The organism is Variovorax sp. VRV01 (assembly GCF_014852545.1).
In the GTDB taxonomy this organism is placed as follows: domain Bacteria; phylum Pseudomonadota; class Gammaproteobacteria; order Burkholderiales; family Burkholderiaceae_C; genus Variovorax; species Variovorax beijingensis_A.
In genome coordinates this window covers 32282-58437 of the sequence record NZ_JACVBS010000026.1, presented here as the reverse complement: position 1 = coordinate 58437, position 26156 = coordinate 32282, and the positions used below count along the sequence as shown (strand labels likewise).

General features: G+C 67.9%; 26 protein-coding genes. 17 read left to right on the top strand and 9 right to left on the bottom strand.

The features are described 5' to 3' along the window. Positions 1-146 precede the first annotated feature (146 nt). Positions 147-632 carry a DUF305 domain-containing protein gene (locus IB278_RS30495; protein WP_145743858.1) on the top strand — a complete coding sequence of 162 codons (486 nt, stop codon included), beginning with the start codon at positions 147-149 and terminating at the stop codon, positions 630-632. A gap of 42 nt (positions 633-674) precedes the next feature. Here IB278_RS30495 and senC read toward each other — a convergent pair whose 3' ends face one another. Both senC and senB read right to left on the bottom strand, forming a co-directional pair. Continuing rightward, positions 675-1748: a selenophosphate synthetase SenC gene (gene senC / locus IB278_RS30490; RefSeq protein ID WP_192327676.1), complete on the bottom strand. Its 1074-nt coding sequence runs from the start codon at positions 1746-1748 to the stop codon at positions 675-677. Continuing rightward, on the bottom strand, positions 1745-2737 hold the full coding sequence (gene senB, locus IB278_RS30485) for a selenosugar synthase SenB (protein WP_192327673.1): 993 nt from the start codon (positions 2735-2737) through the stop codon (positions 1745-1747). The genes senC and senB overlap by 4 nt, the downstream gene beginning before the upstream one ends. Between senB and senA the strand changes: the two genes are divergently transcribed. The 6 genes from senA to dusA are packed head-to-tail and all read left to right on the top strand — an operon-like array spanning position 2725 to position 8474. After that, positions 2725-3975: a selenoneine synthase SenA gene (gene senA / locus IB278_RS30480; protein WP_145743324.1), complete on the top strand. Its 1251-nt coding sequence runs from the start codon at positions 2725-2727 to the stop codon at positions 3973-3975. The genes senB and senA overlap by 13 nt on opposite strands. 52 nt (positions 3976-4027) lie before the next feature. Continuing rightward, a complete protein-coding gene (locus IB278_RS30475) occupies positions 4028-4885 on the top strand; it encodes a putative selenate ABC transporter substrate-binding protein (RefSeq protein WP_145743326.1) in 858 nt (285 codons plus the stop codon). 25 nt (positions 4886-4910) lie between these two features. Further along, positions 4911-5729 (top strand): phosphonate ABC transporter ATP-binding protein, encoded by an 819-nt coding sequence (locus IB278_RS30470; protein WP_192327670.1) that lies wholly within the window; start codon positions 4911-4913, stop codon positions 5727-5729. Positions 5730-5731: 2 nt separating this feature from the next. Beyond that, positions 5732-6571, top strand: coding sequence for a PhnE/PtxC family ABC transporter permease (locus IB278_RS30465; protein ID WP_192327667.1), 840 nt, complete (start codon positions 5732-5734; stop codon positions 6569-6571). Positions 6572-6581: 10 nt separating this feature from the next. Next, on the top strand, positions 6582-7421 hold the full coding sequence (phnE, locus tag IB278_RS30460) for a phosphonate ABC transporter, permease protein PhnE (RefSeq protein WP_192327664.1): 840 nt from the start codon (positions 6582-6584) through the stop codon (positions 7419-7421). A 51-nt stretch (positions 7422-7472) separates the two neighbouring features. After that, positions 7473-8474: a tRNA dihydrouridine(20/20a) synthase DusA gene (gene dusA, locus IB278_RS30455; RefSeq protein ID WP_145743334.1), complete on the top strand. Its 1002-nt coding sequence runs from the start codon at positions 7473-7475 to the stop codon at positions 8472-8474. Between the two features lie 12 nt (positions 8475-8486). On the opposite strand, the gene IB278_RS30450 is transcribed toward dusA, so the two are convergent. After that, positions 8487-9365, bottom strand: a complete 879-nt coding sequence (locus tag IB278_RS30450) for a TauD/TfdA dioxygenase family protein (RefSeq protein WP_145743336.1) — start codon at positions 9363-9365, stop codon at positions 8487-8489. Between the two features lie 37 nt (positions 9366-9402). Continuing rightward, the gene (locus IB278_RS30445; protein ID WP_192327661.1) at positions 9403-10407 is read right to left on the bottom strand and encodes a tripartite tricarboxylate transporter substrate binding protein; all 1005 of its coding nucleotides are present in this window, start codon (positions 10405-10407) and stop codon (positions 9403-9405) included. 132 nt (positions 10408-10539) lie between these two features. Between IB278_RS30445 and IB278_RS30440 the strand changes: the two genes are divergently transcribed. Continuing rightward, positions 10540-11325 (top strand): IclR family transcriptional regulator, encoded by a 786-nt coding sequence (locus tag IB278_RS30440; protein ID WP_145743338.1) that lies wholly within the window; start codon positions 10540-10542, stop codon positions 11323-11325. A gap of 131 nt (positions 11326-11456) precedes the next feature. Here IB278_RS30440 and IB278_RS30435 read toward each other — a convergent pair whose 3' ends face one another. After that, entirely contained in the window at positions 11457-12104 is a 648-nt protein-coding gene (locus IB278_RS30435) for a GntR family transcriptional regulator (protein ID WP_145743340.1), read from the bottom strand. Between the two features lie 127 nt (positions 12105-12231). On the opposite strand from IB278_RS30435, the gene scpA reads away from it, so the two are divergent. The 8 genes from scpA to IB278_RS30395 all read left to right on the top strand — a co-directional run bounded on the left by scpA (position 12232) and on the right by IB278_RS30395 (position 21794). After that, complete coding sequence (gene scpA, locus IB278_RS30430; RefSeq protein ID WP_192327658.1) at positions 12232-14394, top strand: methylmalonyl-CoA mutase; 2163 nt, start codon at positions 12232-12234, stop codon at positions 14392-14394. A 10-nt stretch (positions 14395-14404) separates the two neighbouring features. Then, a complete protein-coding gene (locus IB278_RS30425; protein WP_192327655.1) occupies positions 14405-14881 on the top strand; it encodes a GNAT family N-acetyltransferase in 477 nt (158 codons plus the stop codon). After that, positions 14875-15927, top strand: a complete 1053-nt coding sequence (meaB, locus tag IB278_RS30420; RefSeq protein WP_192327652.1) for a methylmalonyl Co-A mutase-associated GTPase MeaB — start codon at positions 14875-14877, stop codon at positions 15925-15927. Before IB278_RS30425 ends, meaB begins: the two co-directional genes overlap by 7 nt. A gap of 46 nt (positions 15928-15973) precedes the next feature. Beyond that, on the top strand, positions 15974-17518 hold the full coding sequence (locus tag IB278_RS30415) for an acyl-CoA carboxylase subunit beta (RefSeq protein ID WP_145743348.1): 1545 nt from the start codon (positions 15974-15976) through the stop codon (positions 17516-17518). 128 nt (positions 17519-17646) lie between these two features. Continuing rightward, positions 17647-18210, top strand: a complete 564-nt coding sequence (locus tag IB278_RS30410) for a hypothetical protein (protein WP_225613266.1) — start codon at positions 17647-17649, stop codon at positions 18208-18210. 19 nt (positions 18211-18229) lie between these two features. Continuing rightward, positions 18230-20278, top strand: a complete 2049-nt coding sequence (gene accC / locus IB278_RS30405; RefSeq protein ID WP_145743352.1) for an acetyl-CoA carboxylase biotin carboxylase subunit — start codon at positions 18230-18232, stop codon at positions 20276-20278. After that, positions 20278-21306 (top strand): biotin synthase BioB, encoded by a 1029-nt coding sequence (gene bioB / locus IB278_RS30400; RefSeq protein WP_192327649.1) that lies wholly within the window; start codon positions 20278-20280, stop codon positions 21304-21306. Before accC ends, bioB begins: the two co-directional genes overlap by 1 nt. Then, on the top strand, positions 21303-21794 hold the full coding sequence (locus tag IB278_RS30395) for a VOC family protein (protein WP_145743356.1): 492 nt from the start codon (positions 21303-21305) through the stop codon (positions 21792-21794). Before bioB ends, IB278_RS30395 begins: the two co-directional genes overlap by 4 nt. Here the strand turns inward: IB278_RS30395 and IB278_RS30390 are convergent. After that, positions 21784-22281 carry an Lrp/AsnC family transcriptional regulator gene (locus tag IB278_RS30390; protein WP_145743357.1) on the bottom strand — a complete coding sequence of 166 codons (498 nt, stop codon included), beginning with the start codon at positions 22279-22281 and terminating at the stop codon, positions 21784-21786. The genes IB278_RS30395 and IB278_RS30390 overlap by 11 nt on opposite strands. A 115-nt stretch (positions 22282-22396) precedes the next feature. Here IB278_RS30390 and yedA point away from each other — a divergent pair, with 115 nt between their 5' ends. Beyond that, a complete protein-coding gene (yedA, locus tag IB278_RS30385; RefSeq protein WP_145743359.1) occupies positions 22397-23323 on the top strand; it encodes a drug/metabolite exporter YedA in 927 nt (308 codons plus the stop codon). 12 nt (positions 23324-23335) lie between these two features. Here the strand turns inward: yedA and IB278_RS30380 are convergent, their stop codons facing one another. From IB278_RS30380 to IB278_RS30370, 3 genes are read right to left on the bottom strand one after another with little or no spacing between them, the layout of a single operon-like run. Then, the gene (locus IB278_RS30380; RefSeq protein WP_192327646.1) at positions 23336-23974 is read right to left on the bottom strand and encodes a LysE family translocator; all 639 of its coding nucleotides are present in this window, start codon (positions 23972-23974) and stop codon (positions 23336-23338) included. Beyond that, positions 23971-24609 (bottom strand): RnfABCDGE type electron transport complex subunit B, encoded by a 639-nt coding sequence (locus IB278_RS30375; protein WP_192327643.1) that lies wholly within the window; start codon positions 24607-24609, stop codon positions 23971-23973. Before IB278_RS30375 ends, IB278_RS30380 begins: the two co-directional genes overlap by 4 nt. Then, positions 24606-26021 carry a polyhydroxyalkanoate depolymerase gene (locus tag IB278_RS30370; protein ID WP_192327640.1) on the bottom strand — a complete coding sequence of 472 codons (1416 nt, stop codon included), beginning with the start codon at positions 26019-26021 and terminating at the stop codon, positions 24606-24608. Before IB278_RS30370 ends, IB278_RS30375 begins: the two co-directional genes overlap by 4 nt. Positions 26022-26156: the final 135 nt, after the last annotated feature.

Genomic DNA, 26156 nt, shown 5'->3' with positions numbered 1-26156 from the left:
AAAGGAGGAGCGCAGCGCGCGGCCGGGCACTTTCCCTTCCCACGAGGCGATGCGTCTTTTTCCTACGCGAGCGAGCCCTTGCCGCACGAGCATCGGCCCCGGGCACGCCCGATCGCCATCCACCGGCATCCAAAGGAAAAAACACGATGGAAGATCAAAACCACGCCCCGCAGCATGAAGGCGGGCACCCCTACGCGATGTTTGCCGTGAACATGCTGCTCAGCCTTGTGGTCATGTACCTTGTCATGTTTTCCATGATCGACGGCTGGGGCGATTTCCGGAACAACCTCAACATGTTCTACATGGCACTCACCATGGTCGCCCCCATGGGGATCATCATGCTCGCAACCATGCGAGGCATGTACCGCAGCAAGACGCTCAACGCGGCGCTCCATGCGGGGCTCGCGATCCTGTTTGTCGCTGCCCTTGCCGGAACACGGCAGCAGGGCCTGATCGGCGACAGGCAGTTCATTGCCTCGATGGTGCCGCACCACTCGGGCGCCATTCTCATGTGCCGCGAGGCCGGGCTCAAGGATCCCGAGCTGGTCAGGCTGTGCGGGCAGATCTCGAGCTCGCAGCGCAAGGAGATCGATGAGATGAACGCAATCCAAAAGCGGCTGAGCGCGATGTAGCCCGAGCCGCGGTCTCGGCAGCCCGGCCCACGCGCCAGCGCATCAGCGGACCGCCAGGCGCGGCCCGCTGCCTTGCGGGCTGGCAGCACCGATCACCGCGGCATCGTCGAAGCCATGCCGGCGGAAGATGGCCAGCACTTCATCGAGCGCTGCGGGTGCGCACGAAACCAGCAGTCCGCCGCTGGTCTGCGGATCGGTGAGCAGGGCGCGCTCGTGGTCGGCGAAGTTCTGCGGCAGCGCCACGTCGGACCCGTAGCCGTCCCAGTTGCGGCCGGATGCGCCGGTGACATGCCCCGACCGAACCAGGTCGCGCACGCCTTCCAGCACGGGCACCTGCTGCCAGTCGATCTCCAGCGACAGGCCTGCGCCGCGTGCCAGTTCCAGCGCATGGCCGGCCAGGCCGAAGCCCGTCACGTCGGTCAGCGCATGCACGCCGTCGAGCGCCGCGAGCTCGGGGCCGGGCGTGTTCAGCCGCGTCGTGGTGGCGATCATGCGTTCGTAGCCGGCCGCGTCGAGTGCTTCCTTCTTGAGCGCCGCCGACAGGATGCCCACGCCCAGCGGCTTGCCCAGCACGAGCAGGTCGCCGGCCTTGGCGCCGGCATTGCGCTTGACGCGCTTCGGATGGACCAGCCCGAGCGCGACCAGCCCGTAGATGGCCTCGACCGAATCGATGGTGTGGCCGCCCGCGATCGGAATGCCCGCCGCCCGGCACACCGATTCGCCGCCTTCGAGGATGCGCCCGATGGTCGCCGTGCTGAGCACATTGATCGGCATCCCGACCAGCGCGAGCGCCAGGATCGGCTTGCCGCCCATCGCATACACGTCGGAGATCGCGTTGGTGGCCGCGATGCGGCCGAAGTCGAACGGATCGTCGACGATCGGCATGAAGAAGTCGGTGGTGGCGATCAGCGCCTGCTCGTCGTTGAGCTGGTAGACGGCCGCGTCGTCGGCCGTCTCGATGCCGACCAGGAGCTCGGGTGGCATCGGCATGCGCGCCGTGCCCTTGAGGATTTCGGACAGCACGCCGGGCGCGATCTTGCAGCCGCAGCCGCCGCCGTGCGACAGCGAGGTGAGGCGGGGCTCGGCGATGGGGGCTTGCGGGAGGGCAGCGTTCATGGTGGTGGCTGGAGTTCGTTCAGGAGTTGCAACAGTGCGGCCTGCTCGGCCCTCGGGTCGAACAGCGGCGCGCGCAACGCGCATTGTGTGCGCAGACCGTCCAGCAGACCGGCCGCGCGGTCTTTGGAGCCCTGGCCGGCGCGGCAGGCCTCGAGCAGCGCCGCCAGTGCGGCGGCATCCCCGTGCGGAAAGTAGCCCGCGTAGTCGTCGCCGAGCATGCCGACATTGCCGGGCACGCGCGAGGCCAGCACCGGCGTGCCGCTGCGCACCGCCTCCATGATCACGTGGGCTCCGCCTTCCAGCGCGCTGGTGTGCACCAGGACGTGGGCGCGCTGGATGCGCTGGCGGGTCTGCGCATGGGGCAGGGCGCCGAGCCAGCGGTAGCCCGGGCATTCGCTGGCGAGTGCGCGCGCGAGTTCGCCCAGCCCGGCGTCGCCCGCGTCCCCGATGTGGTCGATGCGGATGTCCTCGCGCCCGCACAGCAGGCGCGCCGCGTCGAACAGTGTCTGCGGCGACTTGACCTGCCGCAGGTGGCCGACCATCACCGCGCGCAGCTGGCGTGCGGACTTGGGAAGCTCGGCGCGCGCGGATGTCGACTGGTACACCACGCGCGCCTTGTCCCGGAATTCCAGCGGCAGGGCCTCGGCGCCCAGCGCCTGCAGCACGACCAGGCGCTGCGCCAGCTGCAGCGAGCGCTGCGCCTGCGGGTCGCTGCCGATGTCCTGGTACAGGTCGGTGCCGGTCAGCACCACGGCCAGGCCGCGGCCGGGATGGGCGTTGGCCCAGTGCGCGATCGATTCCGCCGAGCGCCGCGCGTGCAGCGCCAGCATCACGGTGTCGGCCGAAGCGCCTGCATCGGGCCATTGCTGCACCACGCGTGCGCTGCGGACGGGCGACAGCAGTGTTTTCCATCGATGGGCGGTGCGCCAGTTGCCATTGTTGGCGCCAGGCAACGCCGGGCTTACGATCACAACCGATGGATTCGACATTGCCTGTTTATAGCGTGGCCGCCGCGCCCGAGGCGCTGGCGCTGCGCGCGGGACCGCCGGCATCGGTGCGCGCGGCGCTGCTGGCCGCACGGCGGCGCACGCTCGATCTTGCGGACGATTTTCGGGCCGCGCTGGGAGACGCCTATCCCGGCATCGGCTACGCGCCCGAGTTCAATCCGCCGCTCTGGGAGCTGGGCCACGTGGCCTGGTTCCAGGAATGGTGGATCGGCCGCAACCCGCAGCGCGCGCGGGGCGCGGCCTGCGAGCCGGACCCTGCGCGCGAGCCGTCGCTGCTGCCGCAGGCCGACGCCTGGTACGACTCCAGCCGCGTGGCGCACCGCACCCGCTGGACGCTCCCGCTGCCCGATGCCGAGGCCACGCGCGGCTACCTCGAACGCACGCTCGCGCAAACGCTGGCTCTGCTGGACGAGCTTCCGCCCGATGCGCACGACGATGCGCTCTACTTCTTCCGCCTGGTCGCCCTGCACGAGGCCATGCACGCCGAAGCGGCAGCCTACATGGCCGAGGGCCTGGGCATCGCGCTGCGCGAGAGCGGGGCCGCGCCGCAGCTTGCGGCGGACGCCGAGCTGGACCTGCCGGCGCAGCGCTTCCGCATCGGTTCCGAAGCCGGCGCCGGCTTTGCGTTCGACAACGAGCTGCAGCCCCACGACGTCGCCATCGAGCCGCTGCGCATCGACGCGCAGGCCGTGAGCTGGGCGCGCTTCCTGCCGTTCGTGGAAGGCGGCGGCTACGAGAATCCGGCGTGGTGGTCCGACGCGGGCCGCGACTGGCTCGCGCACCAGCCGCTGCGCCACCCCGCCCATCTGCGTGCGGCGGGCACCGGCTGGCAGCAGCGGCGCGGCGGCCGCTGGCTGCCGCTGGACCCGCTCGATGCAGCGGTTCACCTGAACGCGCATGAAGCCGAAGCCTGGTGCCGCTGGGCCGGGCGGCGGCTGCCGACCGAAGCCGAATGGGAGTGTGCGGCGCTCACCCTGCCGGGCTTCGCCTGGAGCCGGGTCTGGGAATGGACCTCGAGCCCGTTCGAGCCCTACCCAGGCTTCACGCCCCATCCCTACCGCGACTACTCGGCGCCGTGGTTCGGCACCCGGCGGGTGCTGCGCGGCGCATGCCACGCCACGTCGGCGGCGCTCGCGCATGCGCGCTACCGCAACTTCTTCGAGCCGCACCGCCGCGACATCTTCGCCGGCTTCCGCAGCTGCCGGGCCGCCGGCGGGTGAGAGGGCTCTTGCGGTCTAATCCCCGCCTTGTTCTTCGCTTTTCGGGAGTCTCATGAAATTCGCTGTCTTGCCGCGCTTCGTGCTGGCGCTGGCCATGCTGGCTTGTGCCGTGGCCGCGCAGGCCCAACAAACCTTCCGCATCACCGCGATCCCCGACGAGTCGCCGACCGAGCTGGCGCGCAAGTCGGCGCCGCTGGCCGCCTACCTGGAGCGCAAGCTGGGCGTCAAGGTCGAGTTCACGCCGGTCACCGACTATGCGGCCGCCGTCGAGGCGCTGGCCAACAAGCAGGTCGACCTGGCCTGGCTCGGCGGCTTCACCTTCGTGCAGGCCAGCCATCGTTCGGGCGGCAAGGTGGTGCCGCTGGTGCAGCGCGAGGAAGACGAGAAATTCCGCTCGGTCTTCATCACGACGAATCCGGACGTCCGTTCGCTCGCCGATCTCAAGGGCCGCAATCTGAGCTTCGGCTCGCAGTCCAGCACCTCGGGCCATTTGATGCCGCGCAGCTTCCTGCTGGCGGCCGGCATCGATCCCGACCGCGACCTCAAGCGCGTGGCCTATTCAGGCGCGCATGACGCCACGGTGGCCGCCGTCGCATCGGGCAAGGTGGACGCCGGCGCCCTCAACATCTCGGTGTGGGAGAAGCTCGTGGCCGACAAGAAGGTCGATCCCGCGAAGGTGCGGGTGTTCTACACCACGCCTGCCTACTACGACTACAACTGGACCGTGCATGCCGACATGCCGGCCGCCAGGCGCGAGCAGCTGGTGCGCGCATTCGTCGAGCTGAGCCCGGCCACCCCTGAGGGCAAGGACATCCTCGCGCTGCAGCGCGCCACGCGCTTCGTGCCGACGCGCGCCGAGAACTACAAGGGCATCGAAGCCGCGGCGCGCAATGCCGGGCTGCTGAACTGACCGGCGCGATGCAGGAGCGAAGCCGGTGAACATCGAGCTGCGGTCGGCGTCCGGCCGGCACCCGGCGGCCCCCGCCGCGGCGCCGCCCGCGCTGCGGGCGCTGGACCTGCGCGTGGCGGCGGGCGAGCAGGCCGCGGTGATCGGCCCTTCGGGCGCCGGCAAGACCACGCTGCTGCACCTGATGGCCTGCGCGCTCGCGCCCGCGGCCGGCAGCATCGAACTCGACGGCCGCGATCCGTGGCGGCTGCCCCGGCGCGAACTGCAGCGCCTGCGCGGCCGGCTGTTCCTGGCGCCCCAGGTGCCGCCGCTGCCGCCGCGCCAGCGCGTGGTGACCGCGGTGCTGGCCGGCCGGCTGCCACGCATCGGGCTGTGGCAGGCGCTGCGCAGCCTGTTCTATCCGACCGGCATCGCGCAGGCCGACGCCGCGCTTGCGCGCTTCGACATGGCGGACAAGCTCTTCGCGCGCGTGGACCGCCTCTCCGGCGGCGAGCGGCAGCGCGTGGGACTGGCGCGCGGCCTGCTGTCCGAGGCGCAATTGGTGCTCGTCGACGAGCCCTTGTCGGCGCTGGACCCGGCCCGCGCCGGGCAGGCGCTGGACACCCTCACGCAATGGGCGCGCGAGAGCGGGGCGACGCTCGTGGCCACCCTGCACGACGTGCCGCTCGCACTGCAGCACTTTCCGCGCATCATCGGCCTGCGCGACGGGTTGCTGGCCTTCGATCTGCCCACCGCGCAGGTGACACCAGCCTTGCTGCGCGAGCTTTATGCGCAGGAGCCGGCGCAGGCCGGTGTCCTTGACGAGGGCCCGGCCGAAGCGGCGCCTGTCGTGATGCACTGCCGCTGAGCATGGCCGCCGTTCCATCACGCACGACACCGGCGCAGCGCGACCCCGCCTGGGCGCACCGCGTGTTCTGGCTGCTGGCCGCGGCCGTGGTGCTGTGGCCGATGCTCGTGCTGACCGAATTCAAGCCCTGGCTGCTGCTGGCGCCCGGCAGCCTGGAGCCGGCGCTGCAGTTTCTGGCCGGCTTCGTGCCGCCGCGCAAGGACGCGGAGTTTCTGGCGCTGGTGGCGCGGGAAACCTGGCGCACCGTGGCCATCGCGACGGCCGGGCTCACGCTGGCGATGGTGCTGGCCGTTCCGCTCACGCTGCTGTCGGTGCGCTCGCTCTCGATCTCCGGGCTGGCCGGCCGCATGGCGGCGTTGCCGGCGGTGCTGCGCTTTTCGGTGCGCGGCCTGCTGATCGTGCTGCGCAGCGTGCCGGAACTCATCTGGGCGCTGGTGTTCGTGCGCGTGGTCGGCCTGGGCGTCACGGCCGGCGTGCTGGCCATCGCGCTGACCTATGCCGGCATGCTGGGCAAGGTCTACGGAGAGATCCTGGAGAGTGGCGATGCCCATCCGACCGAGACGCTGCTGCGCAACGGCGCCGGCCGCATCCAGGCCTTTTTCTACGGACTGCTGCCGCAGAACGCGGCTGAGCTCATCAGCTACACCGTCTACCGCTGGGAGTGCGCCATCCGCTCGTCCGCCGTCCTCGGCTTCGTGGGCGCGGGCGGGCTCGGCCAGCAGATGGATGCGTCGATGAAGATGTTCAATGGCGCCGAGGTCAGCACCATGCTGCTGGTGTTCGTGCTGCTGGTCGCCGCCACCGACCGGTTGAGCGCCTGGCTGCGGCGCGCCCTGGCCTGAGAGTCTCGCCATGCCGGAGATCGAATCGAAACCACGCGCCGCCAACGAGGTCTACCGGCTGCCGCCGCCGCTGTTCGACGCGCGCTGCCGCGCCTGCTGGATGGTCGTTGCCATGGTGGCACTGGTTGTCGCGAGCTTCTGGTCGCTCGACCTGCAGTGGGCGCGTTTCTTCTCGATCGATTCGCTGGCCCGCATGGGCCGCTTCGCCGGCGAACTCGCGAATCCGGCCCTTGGCGCGGCCTTCCTGCAGAAGCTGCTGCCGGCCGCGCTCGAGACGCTGGCGATGTCGGTCGTCGGCACCTTGCTGGCCGTGGCGGCCGGCCTGCTGCTCGCACTGCCCGCGAGCAAGCTGCACGCCGGCGATCCGGCGCGCTGGCGCGGCCCGACGCGGCTGCTGCTCAATGCCTTGCGCAGCGTGCCGGAACTGATGTGGGCCGCGCTGCTGCTGATTGCCGCCGGCCTCGGGCCCTTCGCGGGCACGCTGGCGCTGGCGGTGCACACCTCCGGCGTGCTGGGCCGCCTGTTCGCCGAGAGCATCGAGAACGCGGCGCAGGGCCCCGCCTTTGCGCTGCGCGTGCGCGGCGTGCCGGAAGGGCGGGTGTTCCTTTATGCGACGCTGCCGCAGGTGCTGCCGCAGCTGATGAGCTATGCGCTCTACCGGTGGGAGAACAACATCCGCGCCGCGGCCGTGCTGGGCGTGGTCGGCGCCGGCGGGCTGGGCCAGATGCTGGCCTTCCACCTGGGGCTGTTCCAGATGCGCCAGACCAGCGCGGTGCTGCTGGCGATGATCGTGCTGGTCGCCCTGGTGGATGCCGCGAGCTACGTCGCGCGGCGCCTGATGGGTCGGTGAGCCGCGCCCGGGCGGCCGCTGCATGAGAAACTACAGCGGAAGGCCCTCTGTATGAACGAAAGCGCCAAGCTGTTGAACTTGAAAGAAAAAGTCGTTTCGGTTGCACCGATGATGGACTGGACGGATCGCCATTGCCGTTACTTCCATCGCCTGATGTCGCGCCACGCGCTGCTCTACACCGAGATGGTGACCACCGGCGCGCTGGTGCATGGCGACGTTCCCCGGCACCTGCGCTTCAACGAGGAAGAGCACCCCGTGGCCTTGCAGCTGGGCGGCAGCGAGCCGGCCGACCTCGCGCATTGCGCCAGGCTCGGCGAGGAGTGGGGCTACGACGAGATCAACCTCAACTGCGGCTGTCCCAGCGAGCGCGTGCAGCGCGGCGCCTTCGGTGCCTGCCTGATGGCCGAGCCGGTGCTGGTGGCCGACTGCGTGAAGGCCATGGTCGACGCCACCCGCCTGCCCGTCACGGTCAAGCACCGCATCGGCATCGACAAGATCGAGAGCTACGAATTCGTGCGCGACTTTGTCGGCGCGGTGAGCGAGGCCGGCTGCAAGAGCTTCATCGTGCATGCGCGCAATGCCTGGCTGCAGGGCCTGAGCCCGAAGCAGAACCGCGAGATTCCGCCGCTGCGCTACGAGCTCGTGCACCGCCTGAAGCACGAGTTTCCGGAGCTGGACTTCTCGATCAATGGCGGCATCTCGGCCAACGCGCAGGTGCATGAGCACCTGCGGCTGCTCGACGGCGTGATGGTAGGCCGCGAGGCCTACCACAACCCCTGGTGGCTGGCCGAATGGGACGCGGAGTTCTACGGCGCCGCACCGCAGCCGCTCACGCGCGAGGACGTGGAATCGCTCATGTGCGACTACATGGTCCGCGAGGCGGCCGAACACGGCACGCAGTGGTCGTCGATCGCGCGGCACATGCTGGGCCTGCGCAACGGCCTGCCCGGCGCGCGCCGCTGGCGCCAGGTCTGGAGCGACCATCGGCTCAAGACGCGCTCGCCGCACGAGGTGATGGCGCTCGCGCACGAACCCGCGGCGCAGGAGGCCTGAAGCCGGGCGGCGTCAAGCCGCCATCAGCGTGGCATCCGGCACGTCCTCGATGGTGGTGCGGCGCAGCTCGCGGCGCTCGCCGATGTCGTAGCGCCGGCCGCGATGCAGGGTGCTGCGGTTGTCCCACATCACGAGGTCGCCCACCTGCCATTCGTGCGTGTAGACGAACTCGCGGCGGGTCGCATGCTCGAGCAGGTCCGAAAGGAACATGCGCCCCTCGGCCACCGGCCAGCCGATGATCTCGCGCGCATGCACGCCCACGAACAGCAGCTTGCGCCCCGAGCCCGGATGTGTCTGCGCGAGTGGCCACACGGCGGGTGGAATGGCTTTCTTCTGGTCGTCGGTGTAGGCCTCGTCGCCCAGCAGGATGCGGGTATGCAGCGCATAGTGCTCGGCGCACAGGCCTTCGATCTCCGACCGGGTGCGCTCGGACAGCGCGTCGTAGGCGGCGCGAAGATCCGCGAACTCGGTGTTGCCGCCCCAGCTCGGCAGCACCAGCGCATGCAGCATCGAATAGGCGGCGCGCGGGTTCTGGAAGGAGCTGTCGCTGTGCCAGAGCTGGTTGGCGAAGTTCGACAGGTTCTTGGGCGAATCGCGGCGAGCCACCTTGCCTTCTGCATCGACGTTCGAGATGTCGATCAGCCGTTCGTCCTCCAGCCGCTCGGGGCGTTTGAAGACCTTCTTCAGGCCCAGGTCGAGCGGGCCGAACGACTTGGCGAAATCGATCTGCTGCCGGCCTGTGAGCGGCTGTCCGCGCCACACCAGCACGGCATATCGGTTCATGGCCGCGTTGATCTGCTTTACCTCGGAGGGCGACAGCGGCTGCGTGATGTCGATGCCGCGCGCCTCGGCGGCGAAGAGCGGGTGCAAGGGGGTGAGTTCAAGGGACATGAGCGGTCTTGCCAATGACGATGGGAAATGGCGAGGCCTATTCGGCCTGGATGCCGGCTTCGGCGATCACGCGCGACCAGCGCTTCATCTCGCTCTGGACGAACGCGTCGAACTGCGCGGGCGTGGAAGCCACCACTTCCATGCCCTGTTCCTCGACACGGTGGCGCATCTCGGGGTCGCGCAGCACTTTTGCGGTGTCGGCCTGGATCTTCGCGACCACCGCCGGCGGCGTGGCGCGCGGCGCGACGAAGCCGAGCAGCGCGCTCACATGGAATCCCGGCAGGGTTTCGGCCACGGTCGGATAGCCGTAGCCCGGAAGCCGCTTCTCGCCGAGCGTGGCGATCATCTTCATCCGGCCCGCCTTGACGTACGGCAGCACCGAGAGAAAGGGGTCGAACACGAGGTCGAGGCGCCCGCCCAGCAGTTCGGTGTGCGCCGGCGCGCTGCCCTTGAAGGGCGCGTGCAGCATGTCGAAACCCGCTTCGCGCTTGAGCAGTTCGGCACCCAGGTGCGTGGTGCTGCCGGCGCCGGGCGTGCCGTAGCTGAGCTTGCCCGGGTTCTTCTTTGCGTAGGCGACGAGTTCGGCCAGCGTGCTGAAGGGCGCGTCGGGCCGCGCGACGATCGCGAGCTGCAGGTTGGCGATCTGCGTGATGCCCGCCAGGTCTTTCACCGTGTCGTAGGGCAAGCTCTTGCGCAGCGAGGGATTGACCGCGAAGGACGAGTTCACCATGCCGAAGGTCAGCCCGTCGGCCGGGGCCTTGGCGACGAAGTCGACGCCGATGGCCGTGCCGGCCCCCGGCTTGTAGTCGACGAGCACCGGCTGGCCCCACATCTCCTGCAGCTTGAGCGAGATCAGGCGCGCGACCGTGTCGGTGGGCCCGCCGGGCGCAAAGGGGACGATGAGCTTGACGGGGGCCTTGGGATAGTCGCCCGCGCCACCCGCGCTTGCAGATGGGGCGGCGGCCGCAAACCCCGACAGCGCCAGGCCGCTTCCCGCCAGCAGCAGCAGGCGGCGGTCCTGCGATGGGAGAAGGGGCTTCATCCCGGATGCATCGTGCCTTGTTCTTCTATATAAATGAAACATTGTTCCGAAATAATGATTCCCGAGCACCGGCACGTCAACCGTTTTTTGCTGAAGAATGAACGAACATCAAAAAAATAAGGGTTTGGATACATGAATGACGCGATTGGCGGCAAAGAAGAAGTCAGCGCGCTTGCCAGGGGGCTGGCCTTGCTCAAGGTCATCGGAATGGCAGCCGCACCCATCAGCAATCGCGACCTCGCCGAGACCACCGGCATCCCCAAGGCCACCGTGTCCCGCCTCACGGCCACGCTCGTCGGCGCGGGCTACCTGAAGCAGTCGCAGGACAGCGACCGCTTCAGCCTCGGGCCGGCGCTGCTCGACATGAGCAGCCGCTACCTTCGCCATTTCGATTTGCGGACGGTGGCCCGGCCGCATCTTGCGGAACTGTCCGAATTTGCCGGGGCCAGCGTCCACATGGGCGTTCGCGACGAACTCGACATGCTCGTCATCGATTCGCTGCGCCCCCGCTCCGCGCTGATCAGTTCGCGCATCGAAGTGGGCTCGCGCATGACCATCGCCACCTCGGCCGCAGGCCGCGCCTACCTCGGCGCGCTACCCGCTGCCGAGCAGGCCGAGGTGCTCGACCAGATCCGCCTGGAGAGCGGGGAGAACTGGCCCTCGATCGAACCGCGCCTGACGGCCGGGCTCGACGAATACGCGCGCCTGGGCTATTGCAGCTCGTTCGGCGAGTGGCATCCGCACATCCACGCCCTGGGCTTCGCGCTCAAGGGCCCGCGCGGCGAGCGCTACGGCGTGAGTTGCGGCGGCCCCGCCTACCTGCTGCCCAAGGACGTCATGCTCGGCCGCGTGGCTCCCAGGCTGCTGGAAATCGCCCAGCGAATCTCCCGGGAAACCGGAACCGTCAGCACCGACTGACGCCGCAGCGCCCCGAATCCCCGGATTTGTTCGTGAAACACCGGGGATCCGGCTCCGCCGGTCCCCTGGTGTTGCCTCCGGAAGGGGGGAAGGCGCGCGCGACACGAAGTGCGCGAAGACTGGGGGAGAGCCTAATTAGCGGCTTCAAGGCCGTTCTTGAAGTGCTCGCGCATCCGCGCCATCGCTGCCGCGGCATCCCGCGCCTCGATGGCCGCCATCACCGACCGGTGTTCCGCGAGCGATTCCGCGATGCGCCCCGCCTTCAGCAGCGAGTTGTGCCGGTTGAGCTTCATCACCTTGCGCAGGTCGGCCACCATCTGGTCGCGCCATTTGTTGTTCGCAATGGCCAGGAGGCGCATGTGGAAGCGCTCGTTGACCGCAAAGAAATGCTCGCGGTCTTCCTTGCCGGGGGCGCCTGCCGCTTCGAGTTCGGCATGCAGCGCCTTGAGTTCCGCGCGCTGGGCCTCGCTCGCGCGCTCGGCCACCACGCCGGCCGCATCGCTTTCCAGCAGCGAAAGCAGGTGGTAGACGTCCGCCAGGTCCTGCTCGGACACCTCGGTGACGTAGGCGCCGCGCCGCACCTTCATCGTGACCAGGCCTTCGGCCGCCAGCACCTTCAGGGCTTCGCGCAGCGGCGTGCGGCTGATGCCGTATTCCTCGGCCAGCTTGAGTTCGTCGATCCAGCTGCCCGGCTCGAGCTCGCGGCGGAAGATCCGCTGGCGCAGCAGTTCGGCCACTTCTTCATAGAGGGCGCGCGGGGTGAGGGTGAGGGCGGACATGGGGCGGACTGTACCGCAAAAACGGGTTTGAATTAATAATTATGGATCGGTTAGACTCGCGGCCGGCTTGCAAATCCCTTGCAGGCGAATTTGCGACTACCCTGCAAGACACTGCGAAAAGCCCCTCATGAGCAGCACACCCGAACCCACCTTCAAGCCGGCCAACCTCGATGACTGGGCCAAGGCCGCCGCCAAGTCGGCGCCGGGCGGCGACCTGGGCGCGCTCAACTGGCTCACGCCGGACGGCATCACCGTGAAGCCGCTCTACACCGCGGCCGACCTGCAGGGCCTGAAGTACACCGACACGCTGCCCGGCTTCGAGCCCTACCTGCGCGGGCCGCAGGCCACCATGTACGCGGTGCGCCCCTGGACCATCCGCCAGTATGCGGGCTTCTCGACCGCCGAGGAATCCAACGCCTTCTATCGCAAGGCGCTGGCCGCCGGCGGGCAGGGCGTGAGCGTGGCCTTCGACCTGGCCACCCACCGCGGCTACGACAGCGACCACCCGCGCGTGACAGGCGACGTCGGCAAGGCCGGCGTGGCCATCGATTCGGTCGAGGACATGAAGATCCTGTTCGACCAGATCCCGCTGGACAAGGTCAGCGTGTCCATGACCATGAACGGCGCCGTGCTGCCGGTGCTCGCGGGCTACGTGGTCGCGGCCGAGGAGCAGGGCGTGAGCCAGGACCAATTGAGCGGAACCATCCAGAACGACATCCTCAAGGAGTTCATGGTCCGCAACACCTACATCTTCCCGCCCGCGCCGAGCATGCGGATCATCGGCGACATCATCGAGTACACGGCGCAGAAGATGCCCAAGTTCAACTCGATCTCGATCAGCGGCTACCACATGCAGGAAGCCGGCGCCAACCAGGCGCTGGAACTGGCCTTCACGCTGGCCGACGGCAAGGAGTACGTGAAGACCGCGCTGGCCAAGGGCCTGGACGTCGACGGCTTTGCGGGGCGCCTGAGCTTCTTCTGGGCCATCGGCATGAACTTCTATCTTGAAGTCGCCAAGATGCGCGCGGCGCGCCTGCTGTGGTGCCGCATCATGAAGGAGTTCAACCCGAAGAACCCCAAGAGCCTGATGCTGCGCACGCATTGCCAGACCTCGGGCTGGTCGCTCACCGAGCAGGACCCGTACAACAACATCGTGCGCACCACCATCGAGGCCATGGCCGCGGTGTTCGGCGGCACGCAGAGCCTGCACACCAATGCGCTCGACGAAGCGATCGCGCTGCCCACCGAGTTCAGCGCCCGCATCGCGCGCAACACGCAGCTCATCATCCAGGAAGAGACGCACATCACGAACGTGGTCGACCCCTGGGCCGGCAGCTACATGATGGAGAAGCTCACGCAGGACATGGCCGATGCGGCCTGGGCCATCATCGAAGAGGTCGAGGCGATGGGCGGCATGACCAAGGCGGTGGACAGCGGCTGGGCCAAGCTCAAGATCGAGGCGGCCGCCGCCGAGAAGCAGGCGCGCATCGACTCGGGCAAGGACGTGATCGTGGGCGTCAACAAGTACAAGCTCAAGACCGAGGATGCGATCGACAGCCTCTCCATCGACAACGTGATGGTGCGCGAGCAGCAGGTGGCGCGGCTGCAGAAGATCCGCGCCTCGCGCGACAGCGCCAAGGTGCAGGCCGCGCTCGACGCGCTGACCGAAGCCGCGGAGAACGGCACCGGCAACCTGCTCGCACTCAGCATCGATGCGGTGCGCCTGCGCGCCACGGTGGGCGAGATTTCGGATGCGCTCGAAAAATCATTCGGCCGCCATCGGGCCGACACGCAAAAGGTGACCGGTGTGTACGCAGCTGCCTACGACTCGGCCGAAGGCTGGGAAGCCCTCAAGACCGAAATCAACGCCTTCGCCGAGGAACAGGGCCGACGCCCGCGCGTGATGATCTCCAAGCTTGGGCAGGACGGGCACGACCGCGGCGCCAAGGTGGTGGCCACCGCGTTTGCCGACCTGGGCTTCGACGTCGACATGGGGCCGCTGTTCCAGACCCCCGAGGAATGCGCGCGCCAAGCCATCGAGAACGACGTGCATGCCGTCGGTGTGAGCACGCTCGCGGCCGGCCACAAGACGCTGGTGCCTGCCATCATCAACGAACTGAAGAAGCAGGGCGCGGACGACATCATCGTGTTCGTCGGCGGCGTGATTCCGCGGCAGGACTACGACTTTCTCTACGAAGCCGGCGTCAAGGGCATCTACGGTCCGGGCACGCCTATTCCGGCCAGCGCCAAGGACGTGCTGGAACAGATCCGCGCGGCGGTCTCGGCCTGAGAAGCAGAGCGTGGGCGATCTCTTGTCTCGGCTGTCGCTGCAGCCGGTGGAATCCAGCGATTTCGAGGCCATGCTGGCCCTGCGCGTCGATGCGATGCGCCCCAGCCTGGAGCGCGTGGGGCGCTTCGATCCCGCGCGCTCGCGCGAACGGCTGCAGGCCGGTTTCGTCGTGCCCTTCATGCATCACATCGTGCTCGACGGCGACCGGCGCGTTGGCTTCGTCACGCTCAAGCCCGACGGCACCGACGCCCTTCGGCTCGACCACCTTTACCTGCGCACGGGCTTCCAGGGCCTGGGCATCGGCGAATGGGTGCTCGAGTGGGCCAAGGCGCAGGCGCGCCAGCAGCAACTGGACATCAAGCTCACCGCGCTCGTACAGAGCGACGCCAACCGCTTCTACCTGCGCCATGGCTTCGTGCTCGAAGGCGAGGAGGGCGTCGACCTGCACTACCGCTGGCGTGTGTCGTCCCCGGAGGGCGCGTGCTGAACAAGCCGGCCGCCGCACTGGAGCGCGCAATTGCCGAATCGGACGGCATGGTGCAGCGCCGCGCCGTCGCCAAGGCGATCACGCTGCTCGAATCGACCCGTGCCGATCACCGCGCGCAGGCCGACGAACTGCTCACCGCGCTACTGCCGCGCACCGGCAAATCGTTCCGCCTCGGCATCTCGGGCGTGCCGGGCGTCGGCAAGTCGACCTTTATCGAGACGCTGGGCCTGCTGCTGATCGGCAAGGGGCATCGCGTGGCGGTGCTTACCATCGATCCTTCGTCCACCGTCTCGGGCGGCTCCATCCTCGGTGACAAGACGCGCATGGAGCACCTCTCGGTGCACGAGCGCGCCTACATCCGGCCCAGCCCGTCGAGCGGCACGCTCGGTGGCGTGGCCGAGAAGACGCGCGAGGCGATGCTGGTGTGCGAGGCCGCGGGCTACGACATCGTGATCGTCGAGACCGTGGGCGTCGGCCAGAGCGAAACGGCGGTGGCCGGCATGACCGACATGTTCGTGCTGATGCAGCTGCCCAACGCGGGCGACGACCTGCAGGCCATCAAGAAGGGCGTGATGGAGCTGGCCGACCTCGTCGTCATCAACAAGGCCGACATCGACAAGGACGCCGCGACGCGCGCGCAGGCCCAGATCACTTCGGCGCTTCGCCTCTTCGGCCACCAGGGCAACCCGGAGCACGCGCATGCGGTGCACGACGCGCACAGCGGCACGGAGGTGCGCTTCTGGCTGCCCAAGGTGCTGCAGCTCAGCGCGTTGGCAGGCACGGGCGTCGATGCGTTCTGGGACGCCGTCACCCAATTCAGGCAACTGCAGACGGCCAATGGCAAGCTCGCCAGGCGCCGCGAGAAGCAGGCCACCGCGTGGATGTGGGAGCGCATCGACGCCGGGCTCAAGCACGCCTTCAGGCATCACCCGCAGGTGCGCGAGCTGCTACCCGAGCTCACGCAGCAGGTGGCCGAGGGCGCGCTGCCTGCATCGACGGCGGCGCGCCAGCTGCTTGCGGCGGCCGCCATCACCGCCAGGCCATGACCAAGACCACAAACGAAATTCAGGACCACAGCTTCGGAAGCACACCATGCAAGAACTGATCGAACAACTCGAAAAGCGCCGCGCCCAGGCGCGCCTCGGCGGCGGGCAGAAGCGCATCGATGCGCAGCACGCCAAGGGCAAGCTCACGGCGCGCGAGCGCATCGAGCTGCTGCTGGACGACGGCACTTTTGAAGAATGGGACATGTTCGTCGAGCACCGTTCGGTCGACTTCGGCATGGCCGAGCAGAAGATCCCCGGCGACGGCGTGGTCACCGGCTACGGCATGATCAACGGCCGCCTCGTGTTCGTGTTCAGCCAGGACTTCACCGTGTTCGGCGGCGCGCTCAGCGAAGCGCACGCCGAAAAGATCTGCAAGGTGATGGACCAGGCCATGAAGGTCGGCGCCCCCGTCATCGGCCTCAACGACTCGGGCGGCGCGCGCATCCAGGAAGGCGTGGCCTCGCTCGGCGGCTATGCCGACGTGTTCCAGCGCAACGTGATGGCCTCCGGCGTGGTGCCGCAAATCAGCCTGATCATGGGCCCGTGCGCGGGCGGCGCGGTGTATTCGCCGGCCATGACCGACTTCATCTTCATGGTGAAGGACTCGAGCTACATGTTCGTCACCGGCCCCGAGGTGGTGAAGACCGTGACGCACGAGAGCGTCACCGCCGAGGAGCTCGGCGGCGCCGTCACCCACACCACGCGCAGCGGCGTGGCCGACATGGCGTTCGAGAACGACGTCGAGGCGCTGATGATGCTGCGCCGCCTGTACAACTACCTGCCGCTCAACAACCGCGAGAAGCCGCCGGTGCGCCTGGGCAACAACGGCCAGGGCGATCCGGCCGACCGGCCCGACTATTCGCTCGACACGCTGGTGCCCGACAACCCGAACAAGCCCTACGACATCAAGGAGCTGATCCTGAAGGTGGTGGACGACGGCGATTTCTTCGAGCTGCAGCCCGACTATGCGAAGAACATCGTGATCGGCTTCGCCCGCATGGAAGGCCAGACCATCGGCATCGTGGCCAACCAGCCGCTGGTGCTGGCGGGCTGCCTGGACATCAAGAGCAGCATCAAGGCCGCGCGCTTCGTGCGCTTTTGCGATGCCTTCAACATCCCGGTGGTCACCTTCGTCGACGTGCCCGGCTTCATGCCCGGCACGGGCCAGGAGTACGGCGGCATCATCAAGCACGGCGCCAAGCTGCTCTACGCGTATGCGGAGTGCACGGTGCCGAAGATCACCGTCATCACACGCAAGGCCTACGGCGGCGCCTACGACGTGATGGCCTCCAAGCATCTGCGCGGCGACGTCAACTTGGCCTGGCCGCGCGCCGAGATCGCGGTGATGGGCGCCAAGGGCGCGGTGGAAATCATCTTCCGCGAGGACAAGAACGACCCCGAGAAGCTCGCAGCGCGCGAGGCCGAGTACAAGGCGCGCTTCGCCAACCCGTATGTGGCGGGCGCACGCGGCTACATCGACGACGTGATCCTGCCGCACGAAACGCGCAAGCGCATCTGCCGCTCGCTCGTGATGCTGCGCGAGAAGAAGCTCGAGAACCCGTGGCGCAAGCACGGCAACATTCCGCTCTGAGCCGTATGCGCAGCCACTACCCCCAGTTCCGCGAGGGTGCGGAACCTGGATTGGTGCCCAAGCTGGGCGGTCTGCCCTGGGGACTGCCCCGTCGTTTGTGGCCGGTCTGCCGCGAATGCAATCGCGCCATGAGCCACCTCGCGCAGCTGCCGGCGGATGGCGACGCGCTGCCGCTCGCAGATGGCGAGGTGCTGTTCCTGTTCAAGTGCGAGTGGGACAGCATCTGCAGTTTCTGGGAGCCCGACGGAGGCGCGAACGCCGCATTCGTCGTGCAGCGCGCCGAGCTGGGGACCGGGCCCACTGCGCCGCCTTCGGATCCTGCCGAAGGACCGCCCGCCTTGCTGCGCGAAATCTCCATCACGGGATGGCGTGCCGACGACGATGGCGCGCCTTCGGAACTCGAAGAGGCCTTCTACGACTACCAGGCCCATTCCGAACTGCCGGAGGAGGTCGCGCACCCCCACGACTGGGCGAGCGCGTGGCGTACCAAGAGCGGCGGCGTGCCGTACTGGACGGCCAACGGCGCGCAGCAGATGCCCGCCGGGCGCCTGTTCCTGCAGATCGACAACTGGGTCGATCTTGCCGACGGCAGCACCGCCGAAGTGGCGAACTTCTGCTCCGACGGTACGGCCTACGTGTTCGTCGACCGCGCGCAAGCGCCGCCGGTGTATTCGATGTTTATCAACCGCTGAGACCCCGCGGAGACCCTAGATGTTCAAGAAAATACTCATTGCCAACCGCGGGGAAATCGCCTGCCGCGTGATCCAGACCGCGAAGAAGATGGGCATCCTCACCGTCGCCGTCTACTCCGACGCCGACAAGGAAGCCCGCCACGTCGAGCTGGCCGACGAGGCCGTGCACATCGGCGCCGCGCCCAGCCGCGAGAGCTACCTGCAGGCCGACCGCATCATCGCGGCCTGCAAGAAGACCGGCGCCGAGGCCGTGCATCCGGGCTACGGCTTCCTCTCGGAGAACGAAGCTTTCGCGCGCAAGGTCGAGGAGGAGGGCATCGCCTTCATTGGCCCGAAGCACTATTCGATCGCCGCCATGGGCGACAAGATCGCCTCCAAGAAGCTCGCGAACGAGGCCAAGGTCAACACCATTCCGGGCTGGAACGACGCCATCGAGACGGCCGAGCGCGCGGTCGAGATCGCGAAGGACATCGGCTATCCGGTGATGATCAAGGCCTCTGCCGGCGGAGGCGGCAAGGGCCTGCGCGTGGCCTACAACGACAAGGAAGCTTTCGAGGGTTTCACCTCGTGCCGCAACGAGGCGCTCGCCAGCTTCGGCGACGACCGCGTGTTCATCGAGAAGTTCGTCGAGGAGCCGCGCCACATCGAGATCCAGGTGCTGGGCGACTCGCACGGCAACGTGATCTACCTGAACGAGCGCGAATGCTCGATCCAGCGCCGCCATCAGAAGGTGATCGAGGAGGCGCCGTCGCCCTTCATCAGCGATGCCACCCGCAAGGCGATGGGCGAGCAGGCTGTGCAGCTGGCCAAGGCCGTGAAATACCAGAGCGCGGGCACGGTGGAGTTCGTGGTCGGCAAGGACCAGAGCTTCTACTTTCTGGAGATGAACACGCGGCTGCAGGTGGAGCACCCGGTGACCGAATGCATCACGGGGCTCGACCTGGTCGAACTGATGATCCGCGTGGCGGCCGGTGAAGAGTTGCCGCTTACGCAGGAGCAGGTCAAGCGCAACGGCTGGGCCATCGAGTGCCGCATCAATGCCGAAGATCCGTTCCGCAGCTTCCTGCCTTCGACCGGCCGCCTGGTGAAGTTCCAGCCGCCGGCCGAGACCATGTTCGCAAGCGACACCGAGCACCTGAACGGCGTGCGCGTGGACACCGGCGTGTACGACGGCGGCGAGATCCCGATGTACTACGACTCGATGATCGCCAAGCTCATCGTGCACGGCAAGGACCGTCAGCATGCGATTGCCCGCATGCGCGAGGCGCTCAACGGCTTCGTGATTCGCGGCATCAGCAGCAACATCCCGTTCCAGGCCGCGCTGCTCGCGCATCCGAAATTCGTGGCGGGCGACTTCAACACAGGCTTCATCGCCGAGCACTACGGCAAGGGCTTCCACGCCGAGGACGTGCCGCATGCCGATCCTTCGTTCCTGATTGCGCTCGCGGCCTATGTGCATCGCCGCTACCGCGCGCGGGCTTCGGGCATCAGCGGGCAGCTCGAAGGCCACGGCGTGAAGGTGGGCGAGCAGTTCGTGGTGGTGGAGCTGGGGCCGGAGGGCAAGCATGTGCACCATCCGGTGTCGGTCACCGATTTCCATGGCAAGACAGGCGCCAGCGCCGTGGCCGTGGGCGGCAAGAGCTACAAGATCGATAGCGGCTTTGCGCTCGGCGCCATCCGCGTGCAGGGCATGGTCAACGACCGGCCCTTCACCGCGCAGGTGGAGCGCGGGGCCGGCAAGAACCCGCTGGCGCTGCGCGTGTCGCACGACGGCACGCAGATCGAGGCGATGGTGCTGTCGCCCCTGGGGGCGCGCCTGCTCGAACTGATGCCCTACAAGGCGCCGCCGGACCTGAGCAAGTTCCTGATGTCGCCGATGCCGGGCCTGCTGGTCGAGGTGTCGGTGCAGCCGGGGCAGCAGGTGCGCGCCGGCGAGAAGCTGGCCGTGATCGAGGCCATGAAGATGGAAAACGTGCTGTTCGCTTCGCAGGACGGCGTGGTGGGCAAGATTTCGGCGGAAAAGGGCGAATCGCTCGCCGTCGATCAAATCATTCTGGAGTTCAACTGATGGGTGCCAACGACCTGCAACAAACGATCACGCTGCATCGGCCTGTGAAGGCCGCGGCGCCGCAAGGGCCATGGACGGTCGAAGCGATACAGGCGCTGCTCGACAAGCCGCTGATGGACCTGCTGTTCGAGGCGCAGACCGTGCACCGCCAGCACTTCCCGGGAGGCGACATCGAACTGGCGACGCTGCTCTCGGTCAAGACCGGTGGCTGTCCCGAGAACTGCGGCTACTGCCCGCAGTCGGCCGAGTTCGACACCGGCGTGAAGGCGCAGAAGCTCATGGAAGTCGACGAGGTGGTGCGCGCCGCGCAGGCCGCCAAGGACGCCGGCGCCACGCGCTTCTGCATGGGCGCCGCGTGGCGCGCGCCGAAGGACCGCGACGTCGAGAAGGTGGCGGTGCTGGTCGAGGCCGTGAAGGGGCTGGGCCTGCAGACCTGCGCCACGCTCGGCATGCTGGAGCCGCACCACGCGCACCAGCTCAAGGCCGCGGGCCTGGACTACTACAACCACAACCTCGACACCGCGCCCGAGTACTACACCGACGTGGTCGACACGCGCACCTACCAGGACCGGCTCGACACCCTGGCCCATGTGCGCAGCGCCGGCATCAGCGTGTGCTGCGGCGGCATCGTCGGCATGGGCGAGGCGCCGGTGCACCGCGCGGGGCTGATCGCGCAGCTGGCCAACCTGGATCCGTACCCGGAGTCGGTGCCGATCAACAGCCTGGTACGCGTGCCGGGCACACCACTGGCCGACTCGGAGCCGGTCGATCCCTTCGACTTCGTGCGCATGATCGCGGTCGCGCGCATCACGATGCCGACGGCTCGCGTGCGGCTCTCGGCCGGGCGCCAGCAGATGGGCGATGCGGTGCAGGCGCTGTGCTTCATGGCCGGCGCGAATTCGATCTTCTACGGCGACAAGCTGCTGGTCACCGGCAACCCCGACGTCGAGGCCGACACGGTGCTGCTACGCAAGCTCGGGCTCAATGCGCGGCAGGTGCAGGAACAGCCCGAAGGTTGCGCCGCATGACCACCGCCGCCGCACGCCCCTTCAAGGTCCTGGGCATCCAGCAGATCGCCATCGGCGGACCCGACAAGCTGCGCCTGCAGAAGCTCTGGGTCGACATGCTGGGGCTCGAAGTCACAGGCACCTTCAAGAGCGAGCGCGAGAACGTCGACGAGGACATCTGTTCGATGGGCAGCGGGCCCTTCAAGGTCGAGGTCGACCTGATGCAGCCGCTGGACGCCGAGAAGAAGCCGGCCGTTCACGCCACGCCGCTCAACCATGTGGGCCTGTGGATCGACGACCTGCCCAGGGCCGTCGAGTGGCTCACTGCGCAGGGCGTGCGCTTTGCGCCCGGCGGCATCCGCAAGGGCGCGGCGGGTTTCGACATCTGCTTCCTGCACCCGAAGGCGAACGACGAGTTTCCGATCGCGGGCGAGGGCGTGCTGATCGAGATGGTGCAGGCGCCGCCCGAGGTGGTGGCGGCCTTCAGCGCGCTGGCCGCTACGCGTTAAGTACTTTCTTGATCGGCGGCCTGACGTCCGAACGCTGAGGCGGCAGCATCGGCTGATGCTCGCGCGCCGGGTTCAGGATGATCGAGGTCGCCGTCTCGGTGAGGATGCAGAACTTGGTGACCACCGCATCGAGGTGGCTCACGTCGATCACCGCGATCTCGAGGATCCAGCTGTCGTCGCCGGTCACGTTGTAGGCATTGACGCATTCGGGCGTCTGCTGCACCAGTTCCACCACGCGCGCGTAGTCGGCGCGGCCCACGCGGATGATCGCGCGGATGCCATAGCCGAGCTTGCCGAGGTTCACGGTGGCGCGGTAGCCGCTGATCACGCCCGCGGCCTCCAGCTTCTTCACGCGTTCGGTCACGGCCGGCTGGCTCAGGTGCACGCGGCGGCCGAGTTCGGCCATGGTGAGCCGCGCATCGGCCTGCAGTTCGGCCAGGATGCGGGTGTCGTGGGCATCCAGCGCGGGGTTCAAGGTGAAGTCCATGCAACTCCTTCAAATTGACGGTATGGAGCGAAAAGAACCATGAGATATGCATGGTTGTGAAAGGATCGCTTTCATACCATGGACGGCGTTTCCATACCGACAAGACAACATCCCCATGCCCACTCTCGCGTCCCCCGCCCAAGCTGCATCCGGTTCCGCGCGCACCGCGCTGCCGCCGCTGCTGTGGCTCTGCCTGGCCGCCACCTGGCTGGTCTGGGGCTCGACCTATCTGGCGATCAAGTACGCGCTGATCAGCTTTGCGCCCTTTCTCCAGATGGGCTCGCGTTTCCTGTTCGCGGGCGTGCTGCTCGCCGCCTGGATGCGCTGGCGCGGCGCGGCCTGGCCCTCGCGCCTGCAGTGGCGCAATGCGCTCGTGGTCGGCACGTTGATGCTGGGCGGCGGCATGGGCGGCACGGCCCATGCCGAGCTGTCGATCGGTTCCGGGCTGGTGGTGGCCTTCATCGCGGTGGTGCCGCTGCTGATCGCGCTGCTCAACCTGATCTGGGGCGTGAAGCCGACGCGGCTGGAGGCGGCGGGCATCGCGCTCGGGCTCATCGGCGTGCTGATGCTGACGCAGGGCAGCGGCTTCCAGTCGTCGCCTGCGGGCCTGGTGGCGATTTCCATTGCCTGCATCTGCTGGTCGATGGGCAGCGTGCTGAGCCAGCGCAGCCTGCCGCTCGCGCCCGGCGCGATGGGCTTCGCAAGCGAAATGATTTGCGGCGGCGTGGTGCTGCTGATGCTCTCGGCGCTCTCGGGCGAACAGCTGGTGTGGCCGCCGCAGCCCGAGGCCGCTGCGGCCTGGCTGTACCTCGTGGTGTTCGGCTCGCTGATCGCGTTCAATGCCTACATGGTGCTGCTGGCGAAAGCACCCGCCGCCTTGGCCGCGAGCTACACCTTCGTCAATCCGGTGATCGCGATGCTGCTGGGCGTGTGGATTGCCAACGAGACCGTCACGCGTTTCGAGTGGTATGCGGTGGCCGTGGTGCTGGCCGGTGTCTTGCTGCTGCTCTTCAAGCGCCCGCAGAAGGCGCAAGAAAACTGAACCCCGCGCCGTTCAGGTGCCCGGACGGCGCCAGAAGGCCAGCGTGGCCGCCAACAGCCACATGCCGGCCGCGCAGCTGCGGTTCAGCGCCCTGAGGCCGCGGCGCGAAAGCCAGCGCACGGCCTGTGTTCCGGCGGCCGCATAGGCCAGCATCACGCAGGTGTCGAGCGCCACGAAGATCGAGCCGAGCAGCAGGTACTGCGCGCCCTGCGGCCGGGTGATGTCGATGAACTGCGGCAGGAAGGCCGCGAAGAACAGCACGGTCTTGGGGTTCGACAGCGCCACGAGCAGGCTGCGCATGAGCGCGACGCGGCCGTGCGGGCGGACCTCGATGGCCGACTTGGCCAGCGCCGCGCCGAGGTCGGCCGCTTCGCTGCGCCACAGCTTGACGCCGAGCCAGATCAGGTAGGCGACACCCGCCGCACGGATCGCATTGAAGAGCAATTCCGATGCGGCGAGCAGCGAACCGAGTCCGAGCGCTACCACCGCGATCAGCATGACGCTCCCGAGCGACGCACCGGCAATGCCCCAGCTCGCGCGGCGCATGCCCCCGTCGATGCCGTTGGACAGCGCCAGCAGCATCGTCGGGCCGGGGATCACGGCCAGGGCGAGCGAGGCGACGACGTAGATGAGCAGGGTGTCGAGGGTCATGGCTTGGCGGCGGGTGGCCGTTGTTGTTGCGAGGCGGCGCGGGCGCGCGCCAGCGCGGCTTCGACGATGGAGCGCTTGCGCGTGTCGGCGGCCTGCGGCTGCGCGACGGCGGGCGCTTCTTGCTCGCCCTTGCGCTTGTCCGCGCGGCGGTGCTCGCCATGCAGCTTGTAGCGCCGCAGCGCGGCCTCGGCCTGGGCCTGCGACCAGGCCTGCCAGCCGCTGCGGCCCGGCGTCTCGACTTCGAGCGAGATGCAATCGACAGGGCAGGCCGGAATGCAGAGCTCGCAGCCCGTGCAGTGTGCTTCGATCACGGTGTGCATGCGCTTGTGGATGCCCACGATGGCGTCGGTCGGGCAGGCATCGAGGCAGAGCGTGCAGCCGATGCACCAGGCTTCGTCGATGACCGCCATGGCGCGCGGGCCTTCGGTGCCGAACTGCGGGTCGAGCGGAAGCGCCTCGCGGCCGGTGAGCCGCGCCAGCCTGGCCACGCCTTCGGCGCCGCCGGGCGGGCACTGGTTGATGCCCGCGTTGCCGTCGGCCACGGCTTGCGCATAGCCGGCGCAGTCGGGGTAGCCGCAACGTGTGCACTGCGTCTGCGGCAGTGCATCGTGGATGCGTGCGGCCAGTCCGTTCACTTCCTGCGTGCCGCGGGCTTCTTGGCGGGGGCAGCCGCCACCGCTTTCCTGGCCGAGGTGCTCTTCGTGGCTGCAACGGCCGCCGTGTTCCGGCCCGGCTTGATCCGGTCTTCGGCCGGCAGGCTTTCGCGTGCGCCGGCGCGGCGCTGGGGCTGGTCGTGGGCCGCGATGAATTTCTGCACCTTGGGGTAGACCAGTTCGCGCCAGCGGCGGCCGCTGAAGATGCCGTAGTGGCCCGCGCCCTTGACTTCATAGTGCTCGCGCTGCGAATCGGCAATGCCGGTGCACAGGCTGTGCGCGGCCTCGGTCTGGCCCGAGCCCGAAATGTCGTCGAGCTCGCCCTCGACCGTGAGCAGGGCGGTCGAATGGATGTCCTGCGGACGCACGCGCTCGATCTGGCCCTTCGGGTTCCTGACGTCCCAGGTGCCGTTCACGAGCTCGAACTCCTGGAACACGGTGCGGATGGTGTCCAGGTAGTAGTCGGCGTCCATGTCGAGCACGGCGTTGTACTCGTCGTAGAACTTGCGGTGGGCCTCGGCGCTGGCGTCGTCGCCCTTGATGAGGTCCTTGAAGTAGTCGTAGTGGCTGGAGGCGTGGCGGTCGGGGTTCATGGCCACGAAGCCCGTGTGCTGCAGGAAGCCTGGGTACACGCGGCGGCCTTCGCCCGGGAAGCCCTGCGGCACGCGGTAGATCACGTTGTTCTCGAACCACTCGAAGCTCTTGTTCATCGCAAGGTTGTTCACCGCGGTGGGCGACTTGCGCGCATCGATCGGGCCGCCCATCATCGTCATGGTGAGGGGCAGCGGCTCGCCGCGGCTCGCCATCAGCGACACGGCGGCCAGCACCGGCACGGTCGGCTGGCACACGCTCACGACGTGGCAGTTTCCGTATTCGGCCTGCAGGCGGCGGATGAATTCCTGCACGTAGTTGATGTAGTCGTCCAGGTGGAACTCGCCTTCCGACAGCGGCACGAGGCGCGCGTTCTTCCAGTCGGTGATGTAGACCTTGTGGTCCTGCAGCATGGTGCGCACCGTGTCGCGCAGCAGCGTGGCGTAGTGGCCCGACAGCGGCGCCACGATCAGCACGACGGGCTGGCTCTTGAGCGTCTTGAGGATGTGCGGCTCGTCGGTGAAGCGCTTGAAGCGGCGCAGCTCGCAGAAGGGCTTGTCGAGTTCGACGGCCTCCTGGATGACCACGTCTTCGCCCTCGACCTTCACGGACTTGATGTTGAACTCGGGCTTCTCGTAGTCCTTGCCCAGGCGATAGAGCAGGTCGTAGCCCGCAGCCATGCGCTGGGCCATGGGCAGCTGGCCCCACACCGCGCCCTGGCCATAAAGCTTGGAAGCCGCTTGCGCGAAGTCCGAGAACGGCTCCATGAGGGAACGCTGGGCTTCGTAGAGTTGATAGAGCATCGCTGGTCTTGGAGTGGAATGTTGCAATGCAATATATCAGCGCATTCGCTGACTTGCAGGGGGCCTAACCCCTACATCGGCCCTACCGGAAGGGCCGTTTTGAGCCGGCAATGTGAAGGAGTCGTAAAACGCGGA